The 23324-nt window shown below is 46.3% G+C and carries 21 protein-coding genes and 5 tRNA genes; 10 read left to right on the top strand and 16 right to left on the bottom strand.

Translation table 11 applies throughout. From position 1 onward, the window contains the following. Positions 1–253 precede the first annotated feature (253 nt). Complete coding sequence (locus IEW88_RS07600) at positions 254–1717, top strand: OmpP1/FadL family transporter (protein ID WP_147903858.1); 1464 nt, start codon at positions 254–256, stop codon at positions 1715–1717. A gap of 109 nt (positions 1718–1826) precedes the next feature. On the opposite strand, the gene IEW88_RS07595 is transcribed toward IEW88_RS07600, so the two are convergent. The 4 genes from IEW88_RS07595 to IEW88_RS07580 all read right to left on the bottom strand — a co-directional run bounded on the left by IEW88_RS07595 (position 1827) and on the right by IEW88_RS07580 (position 5352). Continuing rightward, positions 1827–3158 carry a DUF4397 domain-containing protein gene (locus tag IEW88_RS07595; RefSeq protein ID WP_147903859.1) on the bottom strand — a complete coding sequence of 444 codons (1332 nt, stop codon included), beginning with the start codon at positions 3156–3158 and terminating at the stop codon, positions 1827–1829. Between the two features lie 202 nt (positions 3159–3360). After that, positions 3361–4320 (bottom strand): DUF4097 family beta strand repeat-containing protein, encoded by a 960-nt coding sequence (locus tag IEW88_RS07590; protein ID WP_229670369.1) that lies wholly within the window; start codon positions 4318–4320, stop codon positions 3361–3363. 11 nt (positions 4321–4331) lie between these two features. Then, positions 4332–4865 carry a hypothetical protein gene (locus tag IEW88_RS07585; protein WP_147903860.1) on the bottom strand — a complete coding sequence of 178 codons (534 nt, stop codon included), beginning with the start codon at positions 4863–4865 and terminating at the stop codon, positions 4332–4334. Next, a complete protein-coding gene (locus tag IEW88_RS07580; protein WP_229670367.1) occupies positions 4855–5352 on the bottom strand; it encodes an RNA polymerase sigma factor in 498 nt (165 codons plus the stop codon). Before IEW88_RS07580 ends, IEW88_RS07585 begins: the two co-directional genes overlap by 11 nt. Positions 5353–5609: 257 nt before the next feature. Here IEW88_RS07580 and IEW88_RS07575 point away from each other — a divergent pair, with 257 nt between their 5' ends. From IEW88_RS07575 to IEW88_RS07555, 5 genes are all read left to right on the top strand, one after another. Next, complete coding sequence (locus tag IEW88_RS07575) at positions 5610–7322, top strand: esterase/lipase family protein (RefSeq protein ID WP_147903862.1); 1713 nt, start codon at positions 5610–5612, stop codon at positions 7320–7322. A 54-nt stretch (positions 7323–7376) separates the two neighbouring features. Next, positions 7377–8681 (top strand): molecular chaperone, encoded by a 1305-nt coding sequence (gene yegD, locus IEW88_RS07570; protein ID WP_147903863.1) that lies wholly within the window; start codon positions 7377–7379, stop codon positions 8679–8681. Between the two features lie 144 nt (positions 8682–8825). After that, on the top strand, positions 8826–10241 hold the full coding sequence (locus IEW88_RS07565; RefSeq protein ID WP_147903864.1) for a DEAD/DEAH box helicase: 1416 nt from the start codon (positions 8826–8828) through the stop codon (positions 10239–10241). A gap of 24 nt (positions 10242–10265) precedes the next feature. Then, on the top strand, positions 10266–10952 hold the full coding sequence (locus tag IEW88_RS07560; protein ID WP_147903865.1) for a pseudouridine synthase: 687 nt from the start codon (positions 10266–10268) through the stop codon (positions 10950–10952). 67 nt (positions 10953–11019) lie between these two features. Then, positions 11020–11421 (top strand): hypothetical protein, encoded by a 402-nt coding sequence (locus IEW88_RS07555; protein ID WP_147903866.1) that lies wholly within the window; start codon positions 11020–11022, stop codon positions 11419–11421. Between the two features lie 36 nt (positions 11422–11457). Here IEW88_RS07555 and IEW88_RS07550 read toward each other — a convergent pair whose 3' ends face one another. Beyond that, positions 11458–13038 carry an ATP-binding cassette domain-containing protein gene (locus tag IEW88_RS07550; RefSeq protein ID WP_147903867.1) on the bottom strand — a complete coding sequence of 527 codons (1581 nt, stop codon included), beginning with the start codon at positions 13036–13038 and terminating at the stop codon, positions 11458–11460. A 198-nt stretch (positions 13039–13236) separates the two neighbouring features. After that, on the bottom strand, positions 13237–14421 hold the full coding sequence (locus IEW88_RS07545; RefSeq protein ID WP_147903868.1) for an MFS transporter: 1185 nt from the start codon (positions 14419–14421) through the stop codon (positions 13237–13239). A 176-nt stretch (positions 14422–14597) separates the two neighbouring features. On the opposite strand from IEW88_RS07545, the gene IEW88_RS07540 reads away from it, so the two are divergent. Continuing rightward, positions 14598–16469 carry a DUF885 domain-containing protein gene (locus tag IEW88_RS07540; protein ID WP_147903869.1) on the top strand — a complete coding sequence of 624 codons (1872 nt, stop codon included), beginning with the start codon at positions 14598–14600 and terminating at the stop codon, positions 16467–16469. Positions 16470–16524: 55 nt separating this feature from the next. Here the strand turns inward: IEW88_RS07540 and paeA are convergent, their stop codons facing one another. Continuing rightward, the gene (gene paeA, locus IEW88_RS07535) at positions 16525–17838 is read right to left on the bottom strand and encodes a polyamine export protein PaeA (protein WP_147903870.1); all 1314 of its coding nucleotides are present in this window, start codon (positions 17836–17838) and stop codon (positions 16525–16527) included. 146 nt (positions 17839–17984) lie between these two features. Here paeA and IEW88_RS07530 point away from each other — a divergent pair, with 146 nt between their 5' ends. Together IEW88_RS07530 and IEW88_RS07525 are read left to right on the top strand one after the other, a co-directional pair. After that, complete coding sequence (locus IEW88_RS07530) at positions 17985–18770, top strand: CLCA_X family protein (RefSeq protein WP_147903871.1); 786 nt, start codon at positions 17985–17987, stop codon at positions 18768–18770. A 92-nt stretch (positions 18771–18862) separates the two neighbouring features. Then, positions 18863–19120: a hypothetical protein gene (locus IEW88_RS07525; protein WP_147903872.1), complete on the top strand. Its 258-nt coding sequence runs from the start codon at positions 18863–18865 to the stop codon at positions 19118–19120. Positions 19121–19186: 66 nt separating this feature from the next. Here IEW88_RS07525 and IEW88_RS07520 read toward each other — a convergent pair whose 3' ends face one another. Further along, positions 19187–19438, bottom strand: coding sequence for a DUF4282 domain-containing protein (locus IEW88_RS07520; RefSeq protein WP_053423711.1), 252 nt, complete (start codon positions 19436–19438; stop codon positions 19187–19189). A 269-nt stretch (positions 19439–19707) separates the two neighbouring features. Here IEW88_RS07520 and IEW88_RS07515 point away from each other — a divergent pair, with 269 nt between their 5' ends. Next, complete coding sequence (locus tag IEW88_RS07515) at positions 19708–20403, top strand: 2OG-Fe(II) oxygenase (RefSeq protein ID WP_147903873.1); 696 nt, start codon at positions 19708–19710, stop codon at positions 20401–20403. A 48-nt stretch (positions 20404–20451) separates the two neighbouring features. On the opposite strand, the gene mazF is transcribed toward IEW88_RS07515, so the two are convergent. The 8 genes from mazF to IEW88_RS07475 form a co-directional block, all read right to left on the bottom strand. Continuing rightward, positions 20452–20787, bottom strand: a complete 336-nt coding sequence (gene mazF / locus IEW88_RS07510; RefSeq protein WP_147903874.1) for an endoribonuclease MazF — start codon at positions 20785–20787, stop codon at positions 20452–20454. Positions 20788–20903: 116 nt separating this feature from the next. Next, positions 20904–21014, bottom strand: a complete 111-nt coding sequence (locus IEW88_RS18680) for an AbrB/MazE/SpoVT family DNA-binding domain-containing protein (RefSeq protein WP_229670364.1) — start codon at positions 21012–21014, stop codon at positions 20904–20906. A 318-nt stretch (positions 21015–21332) separates the two neighbouring features. Next, positions 21333–21422 (bottom strand) — tRNA-Ser (locus IEW88_RS07500). Positions 21423–21537: 115 nt separating this feature from the next. After that, a complete protein-coding gene (gene nadA / locus IEW88_RS07495) occupies positions 21538–22596 on the bottom strand; it encodes a quinolinate synthase NadA (RefSeq protein WP_147903875.1) in 1059 nt (352 codons plus the stop codon). Between the two features lie 78 nt (positions 22597–22674). Next, positions 22675–22750, bottom strand: a tRNA-Lys gene (locus IEW88_RS07490). A gap of 21 nt (positions 22751–22771) precedes the next feature. Then, positions 22772–22847: transfer RNA gene (locus IEW88_RS07485), tRNA-Lys, on the bottom strand. A 17-nt stretch (positions 22848–22864) separates the two neighbouring features. Further along, positions 22865–22940 (bottom strand) — tRNA-Lys (locus tag IEW88_RS07480). 27 nt (positions 22941–22967) lie between these two features. Then, positions 22968–23043 (bottom strand) — tRNA-Lys (locus IEW88_RS07475). Positions 23044–23324: the final 281 nt, after the last annotated feature.

Raw genomic sequence — 23324 nt, 5'->3', positions numbered from 1 at the left:
GTCGAATCAGTTGCGATGGAATTGCATCCCTTGTGCCACTTCAAAAAACACACACAAATCATTTTAAAAACAATAACTTAAATAAAAAATCTTAAAAATTCAGCCTGGATTCACTTCAATGTTTTAGTGAATTTCACCACTTTTTAGTCAATGCAAGATCCGACCAGTAGCAAAATTTGCCAGACTTAGAGCATGTACTCTAGGGCTTAGTCTCTCTATAATGCCGCGAAATTTATTACAGGGTACAAAAACAATGTTACGAAAAGCTTCATTACCTTTAGCCATCAGCCTTGCTTTGGTCAGTCAGTCTGCTTTTGCTGAAGGTTATAAATTATTTGAACAATCAGTCAGTGCAGCAGGTAACGCTTATGCAGGCCGCGGCGCACAAATTACAGACGCCTCTTTGGTCTACTCCAACCCTGCTGCTTTAACCAAACTCAAAGGCGCACAATTTTCTGGTGGTGCCAACCTGATTTACGCTACAACCCGTTACAGCGACGCGTCAGCCCAAAGCGCCAACGGTATGCCTGTCACAGGCCGTGACTCAGGCAAACTGACTTTATCTGAATTAGTTCCTTTTGCTTTTTACAGCGACCACTTCACTGACAATTTAAGCTGGGGTATAGGGGTTTACGCTCCATTTGGTTTGTCATCTGATTACAACGACGATTGGGTTGGCCGCTATTTTGGCGATGAAACCTCAATAAAAGTAGTTTCTATGCAACCTACCGTGGCTTACAAATTAAGCCAGGATTGGTCCTTCGGTTTAGGTGTAAATGTTAACTATGCAGAAGGCACCTTATCTAAGTTCAAAGATCATTCAGGTTTATGTGAACTGGGAACTAATATCAATGGTTTATATGGCGCCAATGTTTACAACGCTGCCTATTGCAACAGTCATTATGAAGTGAATGGCGATGATGTAGCTGCAGGTTATAACCTTGGTTTTCATGGCGATTTAGGTTCAACCAAACTGGCGTTGGTCTATCATTCTGAAGTGAAATACACCTTAAAAGGTGACTCTGAAATTACCAATACGCCTATCACTGGTGCCAACGTTGCTGGCAATCCGAACTTTATCGTGGTAGGTGCAAACTTGCCAGCCATCAGTTTAGCAACTGGCAAACTGGCATCGAACAGCTACCTGTCAGAGCAAAGCAAACTGGATTTAACCACTCCTGCCAATCTGGCGTTTAGCATTGATCAGAAGCTGACAGATGTTTTATCTGTGCAAGCCAGTGTGAACTGGACAGGCTGGAGCAGCTTTGAGTCTATTGATATTGTCAGTGATGACGCCACACCTAGCATTTCTCTGAGTACTCAACAGCCACAAAACCTGAATAAAGCCGGTTACATTGGCTATATCCCGGAACATTGGCAGGACACCTGGTCGTTTTCTGTTGGCACCACAGTGCAGTACAACGAGGAGCTGACGTTAAAAACAGGTCTGGCTTATGATGAAAACCCGATCAGCAGCAGCCATAAAACAGCGCGTGTTCCTACAGCGGACCGGATCTGGTGGACCTGGGGTGCAAACTGGGCTCTGACACCAGAACAAAGTGTAGATTTTGCTTATGGTTATATGTGGATGAATAAAGTCAGCATCGATGAACACGAATACAGCGCCAATGGCGATCGTATTTACAACTCTGGTGTTCAGGCAACTTACCGCAACAAAGCTCAGGTACTGGCGGTACAGTGGAATTATAAGTTCTAAGCAACGTTGTAACAGACAAGGAAAACTGCCCTGTGAGCGGCGTTTTCTGTCGATAAAAAACGGCCACTTTCTGTGGCCGTTTTTGTTTTACAACTTCACTAGCAGCGAACTATTTAACCAGTGTGATTTTGAAACCACTTGGAGCCGCAGCTGACGGTTCTGCCGCCAGAATATAGTTTTTGCCTGCCTCCAATTGCAGCATCTCTGTTTTATCTAACAGACTGATGGTGCCATTGTCCGCCACATGCACCAAAGAGACAGAGTAGAAATCTTTTGGCAGAACCAAGCTTGCGTACTTTTTAAAGTCTAATGCTTTGACGTGGAACTTTGCGCTTTCGATAGTTTCGTTTTGACGCACAAAATAGAAATGCAGGTTTTTAAAATCAGGCACCAGGTTCGCTACGTTAATTTCATGCTCGTGCACTTGAGGCAGGTTTTTCTCTGTAAAACTAACCAGACCTACTTTTTGTTCAGCATCACGGAACAACAGCACCGACTTACTTTGTCCGGCGTTGATGGTCAGTAACACATTGTTTAATAGCAACTGATTGTTTTCATTTAACACAGCGATGCTGTAATCATTTTTATCTAACTGAATGTAATCTGTCAGCGTATCCTGCACTAAATCTGCGACAGGTAAGTTATTGATCGCAATCTGACCTTGCTGATTATCCAGACTGTTATAGATCCGAACCTGACCTTTGGCCAGACGGTGTTCGAGCGCTTCCACAGCCGTAGAGTTGCCAACGATGTCTAACGACACTTGCTGTTGCATAGGGCCCAGTTTGTCACGTACCACTAACACATAGCTGGTGGTGTATTGGAAGTTATAGGCAACAGCCTCAAAAAATGGAGTTTTGCTACCAGCCGTGGTGATAAACAGCTTATATTTCCCACGTTTGAGCATTTTACCTGTGCTTGTCACTTCTTTTGCAGAAACAGACTCGACTAAGGTGGCTTTACTGAAGTCATCTGTTTCAGCCGCAGTATACAAATCAACTTTGTCGTAGCTATTGGATAAGTTAGCAACGAAGACACGGAACTCATCGTCAAACTTTTCTTCACGTTTGTGAGTTAATGTCAGAATGCTTGGGTTTGCAGCGTCACCTGCCATCAGCAACAAGGTTTTATCGCCTTTGTTCAGGGTGATATCGGCTTCTTTAATCAAAGCACTACTGGTGGCATTTTTCAGCTGATATTTGTATGAACCCGGGTCAATCGCCAGCATGTTGGACGCATCACCAAAAGTGGCACTGCCTGCAGCAATCTCATTCACAGTCAAAGAGCTGTTGGCACTATTGCCTGCACCATTGTAAAACTGCACGTATCCCTGATTAAAACCCTCTTCTGCTTTATCCCCTGAGCTGCCACCGCAGGCGGCCAAAGCGATCAGCGAAAATAATGGCAAAGCCAGACGACTGGCACGCAGTATCATGTTCATGAAGCTATCCTGTAACTTGGTTGTTAGTTGGCCAAGAGATTATGTATAGCCCTATGAAAATCCTAGCGTTTTTACCAACTCAGACAGTTAATAACAGCCCTTTACAAATCATTTATAACTGAACACCAAATGGCTATTGCAAAGTTAAGTAAAGATAATCACTGCAATTAAAGCAGCAGGCCTGGGGCCTGCTGCTTTGGCTTTAATGTGTTTCCAGTTTCATTGAACCACTGACGGTATTCATTTCAACACTGCCTTCCCCTTTGCCCGTACTGAATTCAAGGCTGCTACGAGGACCATACTTTGCTTTCTCCGCTTTTTGGCTGGTCAATTCATTTTTGATAGAACCACCAGCGTTGGCCACCAGATTAAATTTTGCGCTGATGGCTTTTTCCAGTTTTAATTTGGCGTTACCGCTAACCGTGCTCGCTTCTATACGTGGAGTCAGGCTACCTTTGACTTCAGCATCCAGGGATCCATTGACAGAACTCATATTCAGTTGCTGCACATTCGTCAGCTCTAAATCAGCCTCGCCATTGACCACTGATACTGAAACTTCTGAGGCCGAAGATTTCGTCTCAATACTGCCGTTCACCGCATCAATACTCAACCTTCCTTCTGAGCCCGTGTCTTCAATTTCACCATTGACCGTATTCAGAGTAATGCGGCCATTGTTATTTACACTGGTAATTTCGCCATTGACGGTCTCCAGTTGGATAAACTTCTGCAGCTTTTCTGCATAAACAGACCCATTCACCGTCGTAACTTTGGTGCTGCCCTGCACCCCTGATACTTTGACACTGGCATTCACCCCTTGAAACTCCAGTTCAGTGCCAAAAGGGACTTCAATTTTTAACCGTGAACCTTCTTTTTCCTGATCGTCCCAGTTGCCATAGTTACGCAGACTCGGCATTTTCACTTTAAAACTGGTAAAGCCATTTTTTGAATCCAGCTCATAACCTTCGGCTTTTTCGTCCAGGGTACCTGAGACTTTAAAGCGGTTTTCTGAGTTGGCGACGATTTCGACTTCACCACGCATATTTTCGATATAAATTTTCTCATTACCGGCCACTTGCAGGTTTTCATTCACCGACTCTGCGGCTACTACAAGCTGGCTGAACAGGGACAAAGCCAAGCCTAAAATCAGTTGTTGTTTCATCATGTTACTCCAGATTAAACCAGGCCCGACTGGACCACTTTTTGTAAATAATTATGTTGCTGGCTATACAATTGCCTTAATTGTTTCAGCAACATTGCTTCATTCGGGTTGTATTTCAGTGCCAGTTGTACCTGACCTATAGCTTGTTGCCACTGTGCAAGTTGTTGCTGCCAGTCGGCATACACCGGATCAACGACTTTCATACTGGCCAACTGCTCAGCTTTCGCTTGCTCATAGCTATAAACGATAGCGGTTTGTGCATCCACCTGCTGCGGGTTAAACAAGCCTGCTTGCACTGGTGCTGATGGTTGCAAAGCCGCTGGTTGCCAAAACAAAGTGACAGCGAATAACACAGAAGCTGCACTTGCGACATAAGCACCGGCAAAAGGTACAGACAACCATTTGTTAGGTCTGAGCGGCACCGGCTCCTCATTTTTTATCTCTGCAGGTATTAAACGCAGCTCCAGCTCTGGCCATAAATCGCGGGAGGGTTTTAATTCACTGGAAAGTCCGGCGATCAGGGCATCTAATTCATGTTCAGTTTTCATCTAACCACTCCCGTAATAACTGCCGTGCTCTGTGGTACTGCGATTTCGAACTGCCCTCGGCTATGCCGAGCAGCTGCGCAATCTCCTGGTGCTGATAACCTTCTAAGGCAAACAACACAAACACAGCTCTTGCCTGATGAGGCAAACGTAAAATCAACTGTTCTAATTCCCTGCTCTGTCCCAGTTCGGCCCCTGCTAATTCAGGCATTTCTTCAGTGGCTAGTCTGAGCAACTTATCCTGACGCCACAGATCGATAGCTGTACGGGTCGCAATGCTGTGCAGCCAGGTACTGAAAAGACTGTCGCCGCGGAACAGACTCAGCTGTTGCCATACTTTGACAAAAACCTCCTGACAGGCATCTTCTGCTTTACTACGATCCGCCAGTAAGCGTAAACAGACCGCGTACACCCGGCCGCAATGCTGCTGATACAGTTGTCTGAACGCGCTACGATCGCCTTGCTGCGACAGGCAAACCAGTTCATCCATGTCATGCGTTCTTTGCTCTGGATAGTCAGACCTTAACATCCCGCCCCTGCTATTTTAAAAATGCTGCTTTTTGTTGTTATAGGGTTAGTCGGAGCCACAGCAACAAAAGGTTTAAATGCCGGAATAAAAAACTTCAAATTAGTATCAGTGATGTCCATACTATAGCTGAGTGACTGATTTTTAATACAAATTTTGCTTAGTTTGCTACAAAGTCACCGCATAATCTGAAGGTGTTTTCAACAAAACAGGAGAGACAGGTGCACACTAAGCTAAAAAAAGCCGGTTTGTTGATGCTCTGTCTGTTTTTGCTTGCCGGTTGCACCAGCCCCCATTTTTTAAAACTCCTGCCATCGACTAAAAGAGCGCTGGAAGCTAATCAGTTATTTAGTTACCAGTATGCCCGCATGCAACAAATGGATAGTCAGGAGCTGGCCTCCTATTGTCCTGAGCTATTGAGCTTGCCAGACACAAGCGCCAACAAAAGCTTATTACAACTGAGTTGCGCACAATTTTGGTTAGCGTCTGCTGAGTTAAAGGGCACAGCGCTGCAACAAGCGTCCCAGCTTTACAATCAAAGTCTGACACAGTTTCTACGCACTATGCTGCCTAAACAAAAGTACCGTCACCCCGCGCTTCGTATCGTGCTGGAGCCCGTGAAGGATGAAACCGGACTGGCTTTCGAAGATTTCGTGCTGGCCAGCGAGTTTCAGGCCATTAAAAGCCATCACCAGGGAATTGCCCATTCAGGCCTTGGGGTTAGTTTGGTGGCGATACGGCCCAATACCGGTAAAGGCCAGGATAAATATTATCCGCCTGAGGGTATCTTCCGCTCCGTGACTGTTAGTCTGAAACAGCTGAAATTTACTAAAGAGCTGCAAATTCAGCTGACCTTGCAAGGACATCTGATGCAGGAAGCGGCTGAATTAAAGTTTGCCTCAGGCTCTTATCCACTTCTGTATGACGCCGCCAGCAGTTACTTGTGGTTGATGCAGCAAGCCAAGCTGGCCGATTTAGAATTACCCGGCTTATTTAACGCAGAGCTGGCCGACAATAAACTGGGTATTTACAGCGTGACGCCGCTGCAAAACAACAAACAACCCCTGTTGATGATCCATGGTTTGAATTCCAGCCCTTTGATTTGGTATGAACTGACGATGGCTGTGCTACAGGACGAAGAGTTAAAACAGCGCTATCAGATCTGGCATGCGTTTTACCCTTCAGGCCCACCACCTTTTTACAACTCTATGCGTTTACGTAAAAAACTGGATGAGCTGCAGAGCATGCTCAAAGCCAGAGGTGGCAGCAATCAACTGGATGAAATTGTCGTCATAGGCCACAGCATGGGCGGTGTGATCAGTAAAACTATGGTGCAAACAACTGACTATCTGCTTTGGGATTTAAGCTTTACCGAGCGCCCTGAGCAGCTGGGTTATGCCAAGCAAGAACTGGACAACATTAAAGATATTTTTATCTTTCATGCCAGACCTTATATCGACAAAGTAGTGTTTATCGATACCCCACATGGCGGCTCTGAAACCTCCGAATCTGTGGTGGCAAAAGTGGCCAGCTGGTTTATTAATTTGCCAAAAAATTTCACGCTGTTGATGAGTAACTTTATTTTGAAACTGGGACCAGACAAAATCACTTTGCCTATGCGTGAATACTTAAGCGGCGGTGGTCCCCATTCGGTTCAGGTCTTATCACCCCGTCATCCGCTGCTGCAGGGTTTAAATAAGCTGGAATACCAACGACCTGTCTATTCTATTGTCGGCAGCAATGGACCTTTATCATGCAAGGATGAAAAAAGCTGCAGTCAAATCAGTGATGGCGTGGTGCCTTTTTTCAGCGCCCATCAAAACAAAGCCGTACAGGAAATCATTGTGCCTTCAAGCCATAACTCCTACCAATCGCCCCAAGCCGTGCAGTTTTTAGTGCAAGTACTGCGGCAACCCGCTGGTGAAGCCAACTGACAAGCCGAAGGATTAAGGCTATACTCGCCGGCCTTTTTTCTGACAGGTGATGTTATGTCTGCTCCTTATCTTGCCGTTGATTTTGGTACCTCCAACTGTGCCGCAGGTTTTATGCTGGAGCAACAGCCGCATTTACTGGCGTTGGAGCAAGACGGCAGCCGCTATTTGAGTTCAGCCTTGTATATTGAACGTCAGCGGGATCCAGACGACGAAGACGCCTACCTGTCCGCCAGTTTGACCCGCTTACTGGCGCAAAACAGCACAGTGCTGGTCGGTAAAGCCGCACACGAACGCTACAGCATGGACCCTTTGGGCGGGGTCTTTATTCGCTCGCCTAAGTCGATGCTGGGCAGTCGCTTAACACCAGCTCAAACTGAAATTTATACCCAAGTGGCGACTTTATTGCTCAGCCGGATCAAACAAGGTGCAGAGCAAAAGTTAGCTCATCCGGTTGAACGAGTGCTGATTGGCCGTCCCATCCATTTTCAGGGCATAGATTTAGCTTTAGGTGATGAACGGGCTTTGGCGATTTTAAACCAGGCGGCAAGCAGGGTTGGTTTTAAAGAAGTCGATTTTGCCTACGAGCCGGTCGCAGCAGCGATTGAATACGAACGTCATCTGAATAAAGAGCGACTGGTATTGGTGGTGGACATTGGTGGCGGTACCAGTGATATCAGCCTGATCCGGTTAGGACCACAACATAGCCAGACCTTTGACCGTAGCAGCGATCTATTAGGCCACAGCGGTAAACGTATTGGTGGTGTGGATATGGACATCAAACTGACCATCTATGGCCTGATGAAGCTATTTGGCCGCCAGAGTCTGGCGCAGGATGGTAAACCTTTGCCCGGCGCGCTGTTCAGTGATGCAGTCAATATCATCGATATTCACGCCCAGGAACGCTTTTATGCGGAAAAAACCTATGACGAACTGTTGGATTTACAGCAACTGGCGGCTGAACCGGCCCTGATCCAACGCTTTATCCAGGTCTATCAGCAGAACCTGAGTTATTACCTGAACCAAAAAGCTGAGCAAGCCAAAATAGGTCTGACTGAGCATCCTGCTGTAGATGTGGTGCTGGAGCGTATTGAGCAACATCTGGTGCAAAACCTGTCACAGCAACAGTTAATGGATGCCTTGTATCAGGAATTATCCGGTATCAGTAAGCTGATCCAGCAGTGTATACAAAGCGCTGGTGTTAAACCCGACAGTATCTTTGTTACAGGGGGCGCCTCTGCTGTGCCCGGTGTGCAACAGATGCTGCAGCAGTTATTGCCGGATGTGCCGGTGATCCGGGGGGATCAGTTTGGCTCTGTCGCTATGGGCTTAAGCAAGCTCGCCTCGCTTCGTTTTGCCTGACCCGATTTTGGCTTTAATTCCACTCAATTTGCCAAACTGCACAAAAAACCAACAATAGCGCTGGTCGCGCCAGCGCTTTCCCGTTACAATGCGCGGCTTTTTGCGTGGGCCAATTGGGGTTCGCGCTTTTATTTGAGAAATTTAATGTCATTTTCTGCTTTGGGTTTAAACCCAGCTTTAGTTGAGGCCGTGCATCAGGCCGGTTATACCCAACCAACCCCTATTCAACAACAGGCCATTCCTGCTGTGTTACAGCGCCGTGATCTGTTGGCTGCCGCTCAAACCGGCACAGGTAAAACTGCCAGCTTTGTATTACCTATACTACAAATTTTATCCGCTCAGCCTATTCAGAAACCTCGTCCGGTCAAGGCACTGATTTTGACGCCGACCCGTGAGCTGGCAGCGCAAATTGAAGAGCAAATTCAAAAATACGGTAAAGAGTTAAGTCCAAAACTTAAGCATCATGTGGTGTTTGGTGGTGTTAGCATTAATCCACAAATGATGGCTTTACGTGGTGGTGTGGATATTTTAACCGCTACCCCTGGCCGTTTACTGGACTTATTAAGCCAAAACGCCTTAAAGCTGGATCAGGTGCAAATGCTGGTGCTGGACGAAGCCGACCGCATGTTGGATATGGGCTTTATCCGTGATTTGAAAAAAATTCTGGCACTCTTGCCTAAGGTTCGTCAGAACCTGCTGTTTTCCGCCACTTTCAGTGATGAAATTAAATCACTGACCAAAGGCCTGTTACAAAACCCGCTGATGATCCAGGTCACACCGGAAAACACTACTGTCGAGAAAATTGAACAGCAAGTCTACTTGCTGAACAAAGGTCAGAAAACTGCCGCTTTGTGTCAGCTGATCACTGAAAATAACTGGCAACAGGTGCTGGTATTTATGCCCACCAAACACGAAGCCAACCGCTTAAGTGAACAGCTGACCTATGCCGGTATTCCATCTGCTGCTTTGCATGGTAATAAAAGCCAAAATGCCCGCACTAAAGCTTTGGCCGACTTTAAAGCCAATGAATTACGAGTCTTAGTTGCAACAGATGTAGCCGCCCGTGGTATAGATATTTCTCAGCTGCCTTATGTGGTGAACTTTGCGCTGCCACGCTCACCTGCTGATTACGTGCATCGTATTGGCCGTACTGGCCGTGCTGGCAAATCGGGTTTGGCTGTATCTTTTGTTGCACCGGATGAAATTCCACAACTGAAACAAGTGGAACGTTTAATTGGTATTAAATTACCAAGCCAGAGCATGAATCCAAACCCATTGCCTGAAGCTATGGTCGCTATCGCTAAAGCGCCACGTCCTCCTCGTCCTGTGCGTAAGCCACAAGCTGAAAACACCAAAGCGAAACAGAGTGGCACCAAGCCTGCAGCCCATGGCGGAGCAAAACCAGCTCAGGCTCAAAAGCCTGCACGTCGCTTTGAAGCGCCTAAAACGCCTGGTATTCAGACTCAGGCCGCAGGTCATATGGCCACACCAGCTGCTGAGCACAACAACGGCAATGGTCAGCGTCGTCGCTTTAAACCTAAGCCTAAAACCACGGCTTAAGCTGTTACTCAGGTAGAGAAACGGATGAAAATTCGTTTAGCCAAATACCTGGCCGACCACGGCCTTTGCTCAAGACGTGCCGCTTCAAGGTTGATTGACGAAGGCCGGGTGTTGGTGAACCAGCGCCCAGCTAATCATATTGACCATGTTGATGAAGACGATTCGATTCAGGTCGATGGTCAGCCTTTTCGGGCTGTGGCTGAAAAACATTATCTGCTCTATCACAAACCTGTCGGCATAGACTGTAACCTCAATCCTGAAAAAGCTGACAGCCTCTACCATCTGCTGCAGCAATTTCCAATGCGGCTATTCCCGGTTGGACGACTGGATAAAGACTCCTGTGGTTTAGTGCTGTTGACCAATGATGGCGAACTGACGCAACGTTTATTACACCCTGATTTTTATCATGAAAAGACCTATCAGGTAAGGGTGGATATAGCTCTTACAACTCAGGCTTTAGCGCAATTGGCATCCGGCGTGAGTTGGACTGTTGGCCCTAATACCTATCAATCCCGTCCTTGTCAGGTCACGCAACTTAGCTCCAATCGGTTTGAAATTGTACTGACCCAGGGCTTAAACCGACAAATCCGCTATATGTGCCGTTCCGTCGGTTTGAAAGTAGTACAGCTCAAGCGTATTCAGCTTGCACAGTTTAGCCTCGCCGATTTAGCTGAAGGTTGTTTTCAAACCGTTAACCTCAGTGCAGGCTAAAGCGGTTATCAATTTCCATTTTGTGCTGTAAAGTTAGTCATGAAAAAACTACTGAAAAGGGCGCAAAATGAAGCACTTCACCTTTTGGGCTTTTACTATGTTCTGCTTTGCAGCCGCTGCAGAAGCTACCCCACTGCAAGGCAGCTGGATGCTAAAATCTGCGGTTTACACCAAAGCCGATGGCACTGTGATCACTCTGTCAGGTGACGAACTGAAATCGGTAAAAGTCTTATCAAAAAGCTATTTCAGCTTTGTCACAGTCAATAAAGACGGCAGCTTCAGTAGTGCCTTAACAGGCTCCTACCAGTTGAAAGGTAATGACTATAACGAAACTCCACGAACAGGTTCAGTCATCAACATGCTCAATAAAACGTATCAATTTAAAGCCAGAGTAGAGGGCGATCTCTGGCATCACAGTGGTATGGAAGATGGAATGAAAATTGAGGAAGTCTGGGTAAGACTGGATTAGCTTGGCAAAGGCAAGTTTAACCAAGATAAGACTGAATTAATCCAGTCTTATCAACGCAGAGAAATCAAGCTGCTGCCACTGTGCATCCTGATGAGTCACCAGTATAAAACCGGCTGGATATTTCCGTAAGAAGGCTTTGAGCATAGCGAGAGCCTGAAAATCCAGATGATTGTCAGGCTCATCCAACAGCAAAAAAGGCGCATAAGGCTGCAATGCCAAAATCAGTAACAGCAACTTCATCCGCTCTCCACCGCTGAGTTGCTGCGTTGGCACGTTCAGACGCAAAGCATCAAGGCCTATGCCAGACAAGGCAGTTCGGATCTGCGACTCCTGCGACATGGTGGTCAGCCCCCTGATCGCATCAACAGCCCCCGGAAAACTATCCAATAAAGATAAATGCTGGTCCAAGTACCAGAGTTTCTGCTTTACCTGCACCAAGCCCTGTTCTGGCTGAATAAAACCCGCCAGTGCTTGAAGTAAGGTCGATTTACCACTGCCATTGCCTCCGCTGACAAGGCAACGTTGCTGCACATTAAGCTGAAAGGATAAAGGCGCACTATGACCATAAGGCAACACAACTGTGTCACAACAAATCACTGGTCCACTGCAAGGTTTCACCTCGCGGGGCTCTGGTAGTTTGGGCAATTCACGATAATCCAGTTGTCGCTGTATCTGCTGCCGCTTTGCACCAAGCTCTTGCTGCTGAGCTTGCACCTGCAGTTGCAAACGTCCCCGGCTCTGCTCAGCCTGTTGTGCTTTTTTCCCCAGCAGTATCGGTGCCTGATTGCTGTGTACGCGGTTCCGTTTTGCCTGCTGATGCTTTTGCTGTTGCAGTTCCAGCAAACGCTGTTGCTGCTGTTGCTGAATGCTTTGTCGCTGCTTTAACTTGTCATTCTGTTGCTGTAACTGCTGCTGTTGCCTTTGGCTCTGCTGTAAAAAGTCCTGGTAGTTGCCCTGATATTTCTCCAACCCTAAAGGCGATAATTGATATATACAATCTACAGTCGACAATAACTCCACATCATGGCTCACCAGCAGATAACCAGCCTGGTGCTGCTGCAGTTGTTGCTGAAGCCACAAACGAGCCTTTTTATCTAAATGGTTTGAAACTTCATCTAGTAGCAAAAACTGCTCTGTTGCAAAAGCTTTGGCAAGACGCAGTTTCATCAATTGCCCTCCGCTTAATGCACCTAGTGACAAAGCAGGCTCTGAGGGCAAGTCTAATTGCTGTAGCCACTGCACTAACTCAACTTTGGCCAGCCAGCGATCACCAATATGATCAAAATCGTTTTGCTCCAGACCGCCGACCTCGACTCGATCTAAAGCTGCGAACAATGTATCCAGCCCCAGATAATGGCTGATACTTTGATTAAGATCAGGCTCCTGTTGTGACACGTAATAAAATGGCTGCTGCCAAAGCAGTTCACCACTGTGCACCAAGCCAGTTTCCTGCCGGGCTAAATAACGTAAAAATAAGGATTTACCACAGCCATTTAACCCAACCAAAGCCTGAGCTTTGTTCTGAAGTTGTAAATCAATAGCTGGGTGTAACCACTCAAGCCCCGGATGGAGCCATTGGAATTGGCGACATGATAAAACGTTGGATAATTCAGACATACAGACTCCTGAAATACAGGAATACTGTGCTCACAGACAAAAAGAAAAAAGCAATAAAGACCTGTTAAACAACAGCATTCCTGATGATTTGTACAATAACGGCTACAAATTTTCGGGAATTTAGTTGTTCATTTCAGCGATACTCGAAGTAAAAGTGGTTTTATGCTAACAAGCAACACAAAATGGACGCAAGTTGTTTTATTGCATTTTTGATGCACTGTGCTGTAGCCAAAAACTTAAAAATAAGGTCAGCATAAACATCAGCAAAGAACCTATGACCACGCCAGTCCAGCCCCAGTGTTGCCAGAAAGGCGATAAATACAACCCGCCAGAACTGGCGCCGAGATAATAAAACACCAGATACAAAGCGCTGGCACTGGCTTTAGCTTTTACCGCCTGCTGATTGACCCAACCGCTGGCGAGCGAATGGCAAAGGAAAAAACCAAAAGCGCTGATAAAAAAACCACTCACGATCAGAGGCAAAGCTGCAAATAAAGTCAGTACAGTGCCCAACATCATAATGCCTATGCCCAGCGCCATCCCCAAAGCCGGATGGATTTTTTGACCCACTTTGCCAGATAAAGCAGAACCAATAGTGCCGGTTAAATAGGTAATAAATAACAAGCCAATCCAGCCGCTAGATAGCAAATAAGGTGTTTCGGTGAGGCGAAACGCGACAAAAGTATACTGATTTAAAAAGATAAAAAAGTTAAGACCGCCAATCAGATAGGTCAGCAACAAAGTTTTTTGTCTTAAATGAAACCAGTTGTCCGACATGGCTTGTTTGAATTGAAATGGCTGCTTCTGAAAATAGCTGGATTCAGGCAGATAACGCCAGACCAGATAAGTACAAAGCACGCTACCCAGCCCCATAGGCCAGAATACCCATTGCCAGTGATTCAGTTCAGCAAACCAGCCAGATAACAAACGTCCGCTGATGCCTCCCAATGAATTGGCGCTGATGTAATAGCCCACAGCCACCACCATGGCGGTTTTACTGAATTCTTCGCCCATATAAGCAATGGCAATAGCGGGTAAACCGCCCAGACAAAAGCCCTGCAAAGCACGCAGCACGAGCAGTGAGTGATAGGATTCAACCTGGGTCAGTGCCAATGTACTCAGCGCCATACCGCCCAAACTCCAAAGCAGCAAAGTACGCCGGCCATAAGCGTCCGATAAGGCTCCATACACCAGCAAAGACAACCCCAGCGCCAGCGTGCCTATGGCATAACTCCAGCTGGTTTGTAGTGGCGTTAGCTGAAACTCACGGCTTAACAGTGGCAATAAAGGTTGCAGCATATGCAGGTTGGCAAACACAAATACCGCGGCCAGACAAAGCGCAAAACTAGCGGCGTAAAAAGCGGGTGTTCTTTTTTCAATCATCGTATTCGTCAACAACCTTGAGCCACAGAAACGACTCACCAAAGATGGCTAAGTATACCGCGAACAAGCCAATTTTTACTTTGTTTTACCGCAAATGCCTGTCGTACAGCTGAAATAACCTCAGGCAAAGCGTAAGATAAACCCCACTTTACGCACTCAAACCAAAAGGAAAAACTATGCGTCTCTCTTTTCTCGCTCTGACCATCAGCAGCCTGCTAGTCGCAGGTTGTAACGATGCCCCCAAACAAGCAGAACCCGTGTCTCCCACTACAACTGCAGCCGCTGTTATTCCAAAAGCCCAATCTGCAGCTCAACTGTACCAGCAGGCTACCCAAATTCTGTTTCAGGCTCGCGCCTTAAATGCCTCAGCGTTAGGCTTATCCGAAGAGGTGGTAGGCAAAGCTTTTAACACAGAGCTGGAAAACTACAGCGCAGAAGCCGAAGCACAACTTCGGCAACAGCTGAACGCTGTGATTAGCCAACTTGCAGCTCTTCCTGTGCCAGCCGATGCTGTAGAGGCGGAAAACCAGGCTGTGATGCTAAATATTATGCAGTACTACGCCGGTAGCAACGAGTTACCTCATGGCTATATCGACTCCTGGATGGGGCACTCTGCCTTTGTGGTCAATCAGATCAATGGCCCTACCATAGATATGGCCGGTGCCTTACAAAACTCTCATCCCGTATCGAATGAACAGGACGCCAAAAACTACTTAAGCCGACTGGAGAAGTTTGGCACTGCGCTCAAAGCGGTTGAGCAAGGTTTTACCTCTGACGCTGAAGCGGGCTGGATAGCCCCTAAAATTTTGTTAGAAAAAGCTCTGGCCATACTTGATGGTTATGCTGGCGGTGAAGCCACAGAGCATGTGTTGTATAAGGATTTCGCGAAAAAGCTGGATACATTAAAAGACCTGTCAGCAGAAGCTAAGCAGCAGTATCTGACTTCAGCTGCTGTTTTAGTTGAGCAGCAAGTTCAAGCAGGTTATCAGCAACTCGCCGCTGCAGTGCGCGCGCAATTACCAAAAGCCAGAACTGAATCTGGTATTTGGGCTCAGCCCGGTGGAGATAAATTTTATGCCTACTCAGTGAAGCAGCTAGGCGACACTGATCTTACCCCGGAGCAAATTCACCAGATAGGTTTGGATGAAGTAGCCCGTATTAGCAAGGAAATGGATAGCATCTTACAAGCCCAAGGCTATAAAGAAGGTTCTGTTGGTGCACGCATGACAGCACTGAACAATGAAAAGCGTTTCTTGTACGAAGACTCAGACGCTGGTCGTCAGCAAGTGCTGGATGATTTAAATAAATACATAGCGGAAATTAATCTGCGCATGCCTGAGCAATTTGCCACCAAGCCACCTTATCCGGTGGAAGTGCGCCGTATTCCGGTAGAAATTCAGGACAGTGCAGCAGGCGGACAATACAGCTCGCCCGCTATGGATGGCAGTAAACCAGGTATTTACTGGATCAATCTGCGCGATATTAAAGCTAACGCTAAATTTGATTTAAAAACGCTGACTTATCATGAAGCCAATCCAGGCCACCACTGGCAGGTGGCCTTGAATTTAGCTCAGGAACATTTGCCCTTACTACGTCGTGTTGCACCATACAACAGCTATGTTGAAGGCTGGGCTTTGTATTCGGAGCTGGTCGCGAAAGAAATGGGCATGTACAAAGACGATCCTTTTGGTGATTTAGGCCGTCTGAAAGCCGAGTTATTCCGCTCTGTGCGTTTAGTGGTCGACACCGGCCTGCATGCGAAAAAATGGACCAGGGAGCAAGCTATCAGCTACATGGCTGAAACGACTGGCACCACAGAGTCTGATGTAGTGTCAGAAATCGAACGTTATATGGCATGGCCTGGTCAGGCTTTAGGTTACAAGCTGGGCATGCTGAAGATTGTGGAACTACGCTCTTATGCCAAAGAGCAGCTAGGCGACAAATTTGACATCAAGGCCTTTCACGATTTAGTGCTGTTAGGGGGCGCAGTGCCTATGTCGGTGCTGGATAGCAAAGTGAAAAACTGGGTGGCGGCTCAGAAGGTATAAAATAGTTGTGGGGCAGATATAGAGTCTGCCCCCTATTGGTTTGCTTTGTGAGGGGTTAACCCCCAGCCTGCTCGCCTTGCTCTGCGACTTTTACTTTGGTGACCAGCAACTGGTCAATTTTGTAGCTGTCGATGTCGACCACTTCAAACTTGTAGCCCTGATAGACCACAAAGTCGGTGCGCTTTGGAATTTTTCGCAGCATATACATCATAAAGCCGGCAATGGTTTCGTAGTTTTCATCATCAGGGAAACTGTCGATATCAAAGACCCGCATCACATCATCCAGTGGCGTTAACCCCTCTACCAGCCAGGACGCCTCATCGCGCTGCACTATTTGTTCCTCGTCTGAATTCACCAACTCACCCATCACTATGCTCATCACATCCTTCAGGGTGACCATACCAACAGTCAAGGCGTACTCATTGAGCACGACAGCAAAGTCGATACCACTGGATTTAAAATGTGCCAGCACTTCATACAGGGACAGAGAGTCAGGCACTATTAAAGGGGTGTGGATCATGCCTTCTTTGAGTAAATTAATAGGCTGCTGATGCAACACCTGCATCAAAATATCGCGACTGTCGACATAACCCACTACTTTATCCAGACTGTCATCACAGACAATAAATTTAGCATGGGGATGCTCAGCAATTTTGTTTTTAATACTGTCAGCCGATTCTTTTAAATTAAAGTAAATCAAGCTTTCGCGTGCTGTCATCGCAGAAGTCACAGTGCGGGAATCCATATCAAACACGTTCTCCAGCAGAGTACGTTCCTGCTGCTGCAATACGCCAGCCTGAGCGCCCTCATCCATCATGGCCACTATGTCTTCTGGTGTAATTTGGTCGATCCGCTGAGTTGGTACGTTAAAGAGTTTAAACACCAGATTGGCCAAACTATTAAAAAACCAAACCAAAGGTTTAAAAATGACCAGCATTAATAAAATAAGGTTGACCACAGAAATAGCTACTTTTTCCGGCGCTAACATCGCCAGGCGCTTTGGCATTAAGTCAGCAAACAAAATAAACAAGGCTGTGACAAAAAATACTGATAAACCAAAGGCTATGCCTTCATTGGCCGGGCTTTCAAAAAATAAATTCAGCAGGTTCAAAATAGAAGGAGTAAAAGCTGCCTCACCCAAAATACCACCTAAAATAGCCACCGCATTTAAACCAATTTGGGCTATGGTGAAAAAACTGCCAGGGTTGGATTGCAGTTGTAAGACTAAGGCCGCCCTGGGCTCTCCATCAGACGCCAGTTGTTTTAAGCGGATTTTGCGTGAAGCAGCTAAAGCTATTTCAGACATGGAAAAGAAGGCGCTGGCACTGATCAGCAGTAACATAATCAGTAAATTTTCTAGCAGGGACATAAAATCACTCTTTTTAAATGGACTTTGGCATAGAAAAGCCATCAGGTTTTAATGAAAATCACTATACCGCTTGTCAGTATACGACTTAAACTGTGTTTTCCCAGCATAAGCCTTTAAAAAATGTTTAAATTTGAACCAGTTACCCTATGGCAGATTTAGTACCCCGCATCCAGCAAGCCTATTTTCGTAACGGCCCGGCACATCGATCCGGTGCCGATGTCAGCTTTTTGGATATAGTAAAAATTTTTGGTTTCCAAAGTATTAAAATTGGTCGATGGGTTACAGCTTCCGAGCAACAACTGGCAGCGAATCTGTTTTTTGACGCTTTATCCGACCTGATGCTGCTGTTACAGGTGCCAGAACGAGTGATTTCACTGAATCAAAGCCTGAGCCTGAATTTTGGCATTGGTGGCCAACAAGGCAGCTGCGCTTTTTATCAGCCGCAGGGGCGTTTACTGGCGCTGGCGAAAAATGCGGGTGGAGGCAGCTTAGCGCACGAGTGGTTTCATGCTTTTGATCATTATATTTGCAGCAAATTATTCAGCGATGAGCTTCCAGCTTCTGCTTTTGCCAGTTCCAGTTGGCTAAATAATGCAAAAGTTTCCCCTCACCCACTCAATCAATATTTAGAGCAGAGTTTTGCTGCGTTGTTTTTAACAGCCAATGGCTCTGAACCCAATCACTATGTCAAAACCTCTGCCGCCTTTGATCAGCAACATGGTATTTATTATTACGCCAAACCAGAAGAGCTGGCCGCGCGGGCTTTCGAACATATGCTGCAACAGCAACAACTTAAAAACAGCTTTTTAGTCAGCGGTACTTTGAAAAGCAAAGCCTCCAAAGCCGGCTTATACCCAGACTCTGCGTTATCTTCAGTGTTAGCACAGCACTGGCTTGGTTATTTTTCTTTACTCGGTCGTGCTTTGCGTTAACTTTTGTTATTCGCAAAAGCCATGGCATAAAAATTGAACAACATCCTTTACTAAACAAATACTGACGGTATTTTGACCAGAGGATCTGAGTAATGAACACAACATGGCGCACAGAAGAACTACGTCGTTTAAATCAGACGATGAAAGCGATAGAGATATTGGCTGAACAACCTGATTTGGCGGTGCTCTATCAAGGCAAAGCCTGGCAATACCGCGACCTGCTGGAGCTTTCTGTCAGGATCTTTAGATTGGCTCGACAAGAGGGTTATGATGTACAGGCCTTTGAACTCTGGTTTGCTAAAGATGCAGAGCTCTTTGCTCATTATGGTCTTGAGTGGCGGGTGGGATGAAGCTGGAGCATTAAAATTGCAGCAAGAGCATCATGGACTTGCTGCAGAATCGTGGTATCAAAGCGTTTATTGATCGCTCTTCTCAGCTATTTTTTGCAGATTGGCATTGATCTTAAATAACACGATCAACAACTCGCACCAAATACGAGCCCCAATAGCGCCACCAATCAAAATACCTAATCCAACCAGAAAACCACCACCATAATCAGAAAACATGGCGCCTAAACCGCTGAACACTGAAGCTGCTAACAAGATCCAATACACTGCGGTGATAATTTTTGGCGTTAGCATAGAGTCAAAGAAAAATATACTTTTCATCGGGAAGTCCTTTTATACATTCCGTTAGTTCTGTCACCCTAATTCTGGTCACAACCAAAACCGGGATTATTGATAGCCATGATCAATAGTGGCTAGTTATAAGGTAATGAATTACCTGAGTTATTTCAACAGTTATACAAAAACCTACTTTTCGGCATCAACCAAAATAAGTAAAAGTCCCAAAGCTATGGACCAGTGAGGGTCAAGAGTCAAAATATTGTATGATCAAACTTTTGGAGCGCTATCTCACTTTGGAGGCAAGTTTTTGAATGTGGCTGAATGACCAGAAAATTATCCCTTCCGCTATCCGTAGGTATAGAAAAGCCCTGGCGGCTTCTACGCCCAGGCATATAGTGATCGACGGCCTGTTTGACCAGCAGAAGTTAGATAGCATCTGCGCTGTATTGCAGCAGGAACAATATTGGCACAGCCAGAAACACAGCTACTCTGCCTTATACGTCGACGAAAGCCAATGGCATGCAACTCCTGACACAGAACGCTTTGTGCAGCGGGATCTGTGGCAAGGTTATATAGCAGTTGCAAATCATGCCCAATCAGCTATTGCGCTGGAGTTTTTGCAATTTCTGCGAGGCACAGAGTTTATGGCCCTGCTCTCTAAGATCTTTGATGTCCAAGTTACAGATATTCATGTTGCCAAGCCTGAAATTAATACCAATTTCTTCCGCTTAGGCGCCAGGGATTTTGTCAATCAACATGCAGATGATTCACCCGGCAGAGAAATCTGTTTGCTGCTGTATTTGAATAAAGACTGGAGCAATGAACAAGGCGGTGAACTGGTTTTTATGGGTAAAGATGATCATTCAGTCACTATCGCGCCTTTATACAACCGCTGTGTATTGTTTGATCCCTCCTCAGAGGGCTCTGAGCATTGGGTAAAAGCTGTAACTCATGGCGCCGCCGCTGCTTATCGCTACAACGTGACAAGTTGGTATTGGTCGGAGTGATGAGTTATTTGGCTGGATAGGGTTAAATGACAAAGCTTATGCCCAAAATCAAATCGAGAGAATGGTCGCAATTAATACTTTTACATTGGCCAAACAATCAGCACTCACCCTATCCACTTTTTTAAGCCTTCGGGCTTGTGCATCTAAAGACTTCAACTGATCAGTCAGAATAACGCCCTGTGTTTTTTCTGAACCAGTCACAACCACTTCAAAAGGATAACCTTTGACCTGACTGGTGATTAGACACAACCAGACAAAACCAGTGACCTTATTAAACTGTTTTGGACTTAATACCACTGCAAGCCTTTTACCTGCCTGTTCATGTCCTGCCTGAGGATCAAAATCGATAATAACAATATCACCCGCATCAGGAACTGGATTCATAGCAGCTCCCTGCCCTGTGCATCATCTACAAGTGATTGATGTTTGTTTTGGGCTGTAACCCTGGACAGCAAATCCTCCAGTGAAGGTTTGCTGGGCGTAATCACGATCTGATTACCTTACTGCTGTATTTCGACCTTGTCGCCCACTTGTAAAGACAACCTGTCCAGCAAGTCTTTTGGCAAACGAAGCGCTGCGCTGTTACCCCTTTTAGATATGGCGATGGACATAAATACCTTTTCGATGGATATACATTGTAGATACTTTGGAGTAGAGATTAGGTGTGAGGATGGGGCAAGGCAAAGCTACGGTCGGTTGCTTGTAAGTAGGCAAGAACAGTAATGCCAAGGGGCACAGTTGAGGATTAAGGCTGGCGGAGAGAGAGGGATTGCCAGCACCATCCGTGGTGCTGGCCCTGCGGGCCGCGCTAAAGCGCGTCCAAATTCGCTCCCGGCGAATTTGTCGAACTAAGGGTTCGAACCAAGACTTCGCTCTCCGGATTAAATGAAAAAGGCCCACGCTTTTGCGTGGGCCTTTTTCATTTAAACTGGCGGAGAGAGAGGGATTCGAACCCTCGTTAGGGGTTAACCTAAACACACTTTCCAGGCGTGCGCCTTCAGCCACTCAGCCATCTCTCCGAGGCTTGCTACAGCAAGCGCGGCTATCCTATTGAAAATCACCGCGCCGTGCAACTGTTAAATACAAAGCCTTGTTCTTTTGCTGGATTTTTCAGCAAAACTCACTAGTAACGCTTTAAGCGTTGCCTTTTACCGGCATTTGCGCTGATTTTGCGAAGTTCAGCATTCGATCCAGCGGGATTAACGCCTGTTCGCGTAAATCGGCATCTACAAATATCTCGTGGCCTTCAGACTGCAGCAAAGCGTCCTCAATCGCCTTCAGACCGTTCATCGCCATCCATGGACAATGCGCGCAGCTGCGGCACGTTGCGCCGTTACCGCCCGTTGGAGCCTCGATAAAGGTCTTCTCTGGCATAGCCTGTTGCATCTTATAGAAAATGCCCCTGTCTGTAGCCACGATAAAGGTGTCATTTGGCATGGTCTGGCTGGCTTTGATCAGCTGACTGGTCGAACCTACCGCATCGGCTAAATCCACCACGTTGGCTGGGGATTCAGGGTGAACCAGCACAGCAGCGTTTGGATATTGCTTTTTAAGCTCCACCAGCGCTTTGGCTTTAAACTCGTCATGCACAATACAGGCGCCCTGCCATAACAGCATGTCGGCTCCGGTTTGTTTTTGCACATAAGCACCCAGGTGACGATCCGGGCCCCATAAAATCTTTTTGCCTTCGCTGTCTAAATGCTCCACCACATCCAGAGCTATAGAAGAGGTCACCACCCAATCAGCACGGGCTTTTACAGCAGCAGAGGTATTGGCGTACACAACCACAACACGGTCAGGGTGCTCATCGCAAAATGCGCTAAACGCATCTGCAGGGCAGCCTAAGTCCAGTGAACAAGTGGCTTCAAGAGTCGGCATTAATACGGTTTTTTCCGGGTTCAGAATTTTGGCAGTTTCGCCCATAAACTTTACGCCGGCCACTATTAAGGTTTTGGCTGAATGCTTATTGCCAAAACGTGCCATCTCCAGCGAGTCTGACACACAACCGCCCGTCTCCTCAGCCAATGCCTGAATTTCTGGGTCTGTGTAATAGTGCGCAACCAATACAGCATCACGCTGCTGTAATAAAAGCTTGATACGTTCTTTGTAGGCAGCTTTTTGATCCGCGTCTAACGGTAAAGGTTTTTTCGGGAATACAAAGTCAAGTTCGTTAAAATGCAGTGCTTGATCCATAACGGCCACCCGGTTTTAAAAAGTGCGGCATTATACACAAAAAGCTTAGCTTAAAACACAAAGAAGGCGATGATTGCATGGTGGGTCATGATGGATTCGAACCATCGACCAACGGATTAAAAGTCCGCTGCTCTACCAGCTGAGCTAATGACCCATGCAAGGAGAATCGAGAAAGTGGTGGGTCATGATGGATTCGAACCATCGACCAACGGATTAAAAGTCCGCTGCTCTACCAGCTGAGCTAATGACCCAAACAAGGGTATCGAAGTGGTGGGTCATGATGAATTCGAATCATCGACCAACGGATTAAAAGTCCGCTGCTCTACCAGCTGAGCTAATGACCCAGTTCGATACAAAAGTTTGCGCGGGAGTGGTGGGTCATGATGAATTCGAATCATCGACCAACGGATTAAAAGTCCGCTGCTCTACCAGCTGAGCTAATGACCCCTGCCGCGGACGCATATCTTACTTATTTAAATTTCCAGTGCAACCAAAAATTATCAGAAAGGCCATTTTCTTTGTTCAACTGCTTAAAATGCCAGCATAAAAACGCAGACTCAGGCAAAACAGAAACTGATGGTATTATTTATGTACAGCAAAATGGTTACTACCGCTTGCAAGTTACAGCACTGAGCACGGCTGCCATTGCATAACTTTTCTGCATGATTCTAAGAAAAATTTTGTCTGACCTGATTTAGAAATCAGAGTTCAGGACGTCAACATATAAA

It is taken from the genome of Rheinheimera tangshanensis (assembly GCF_014645135.1).
Lineage (GTDB): Bacteria > Pseudomonadota > Gammaproteobacteria > Enterobacterales > Alteromonadaceae > Pararheinheimera > Pararheinheimera tangshanensis.
The sequence above is the reverse complement of the archived record's forward strand: the minus strand, read 5'-3'. Positions and strand labels throughout refer to the sequence as shown.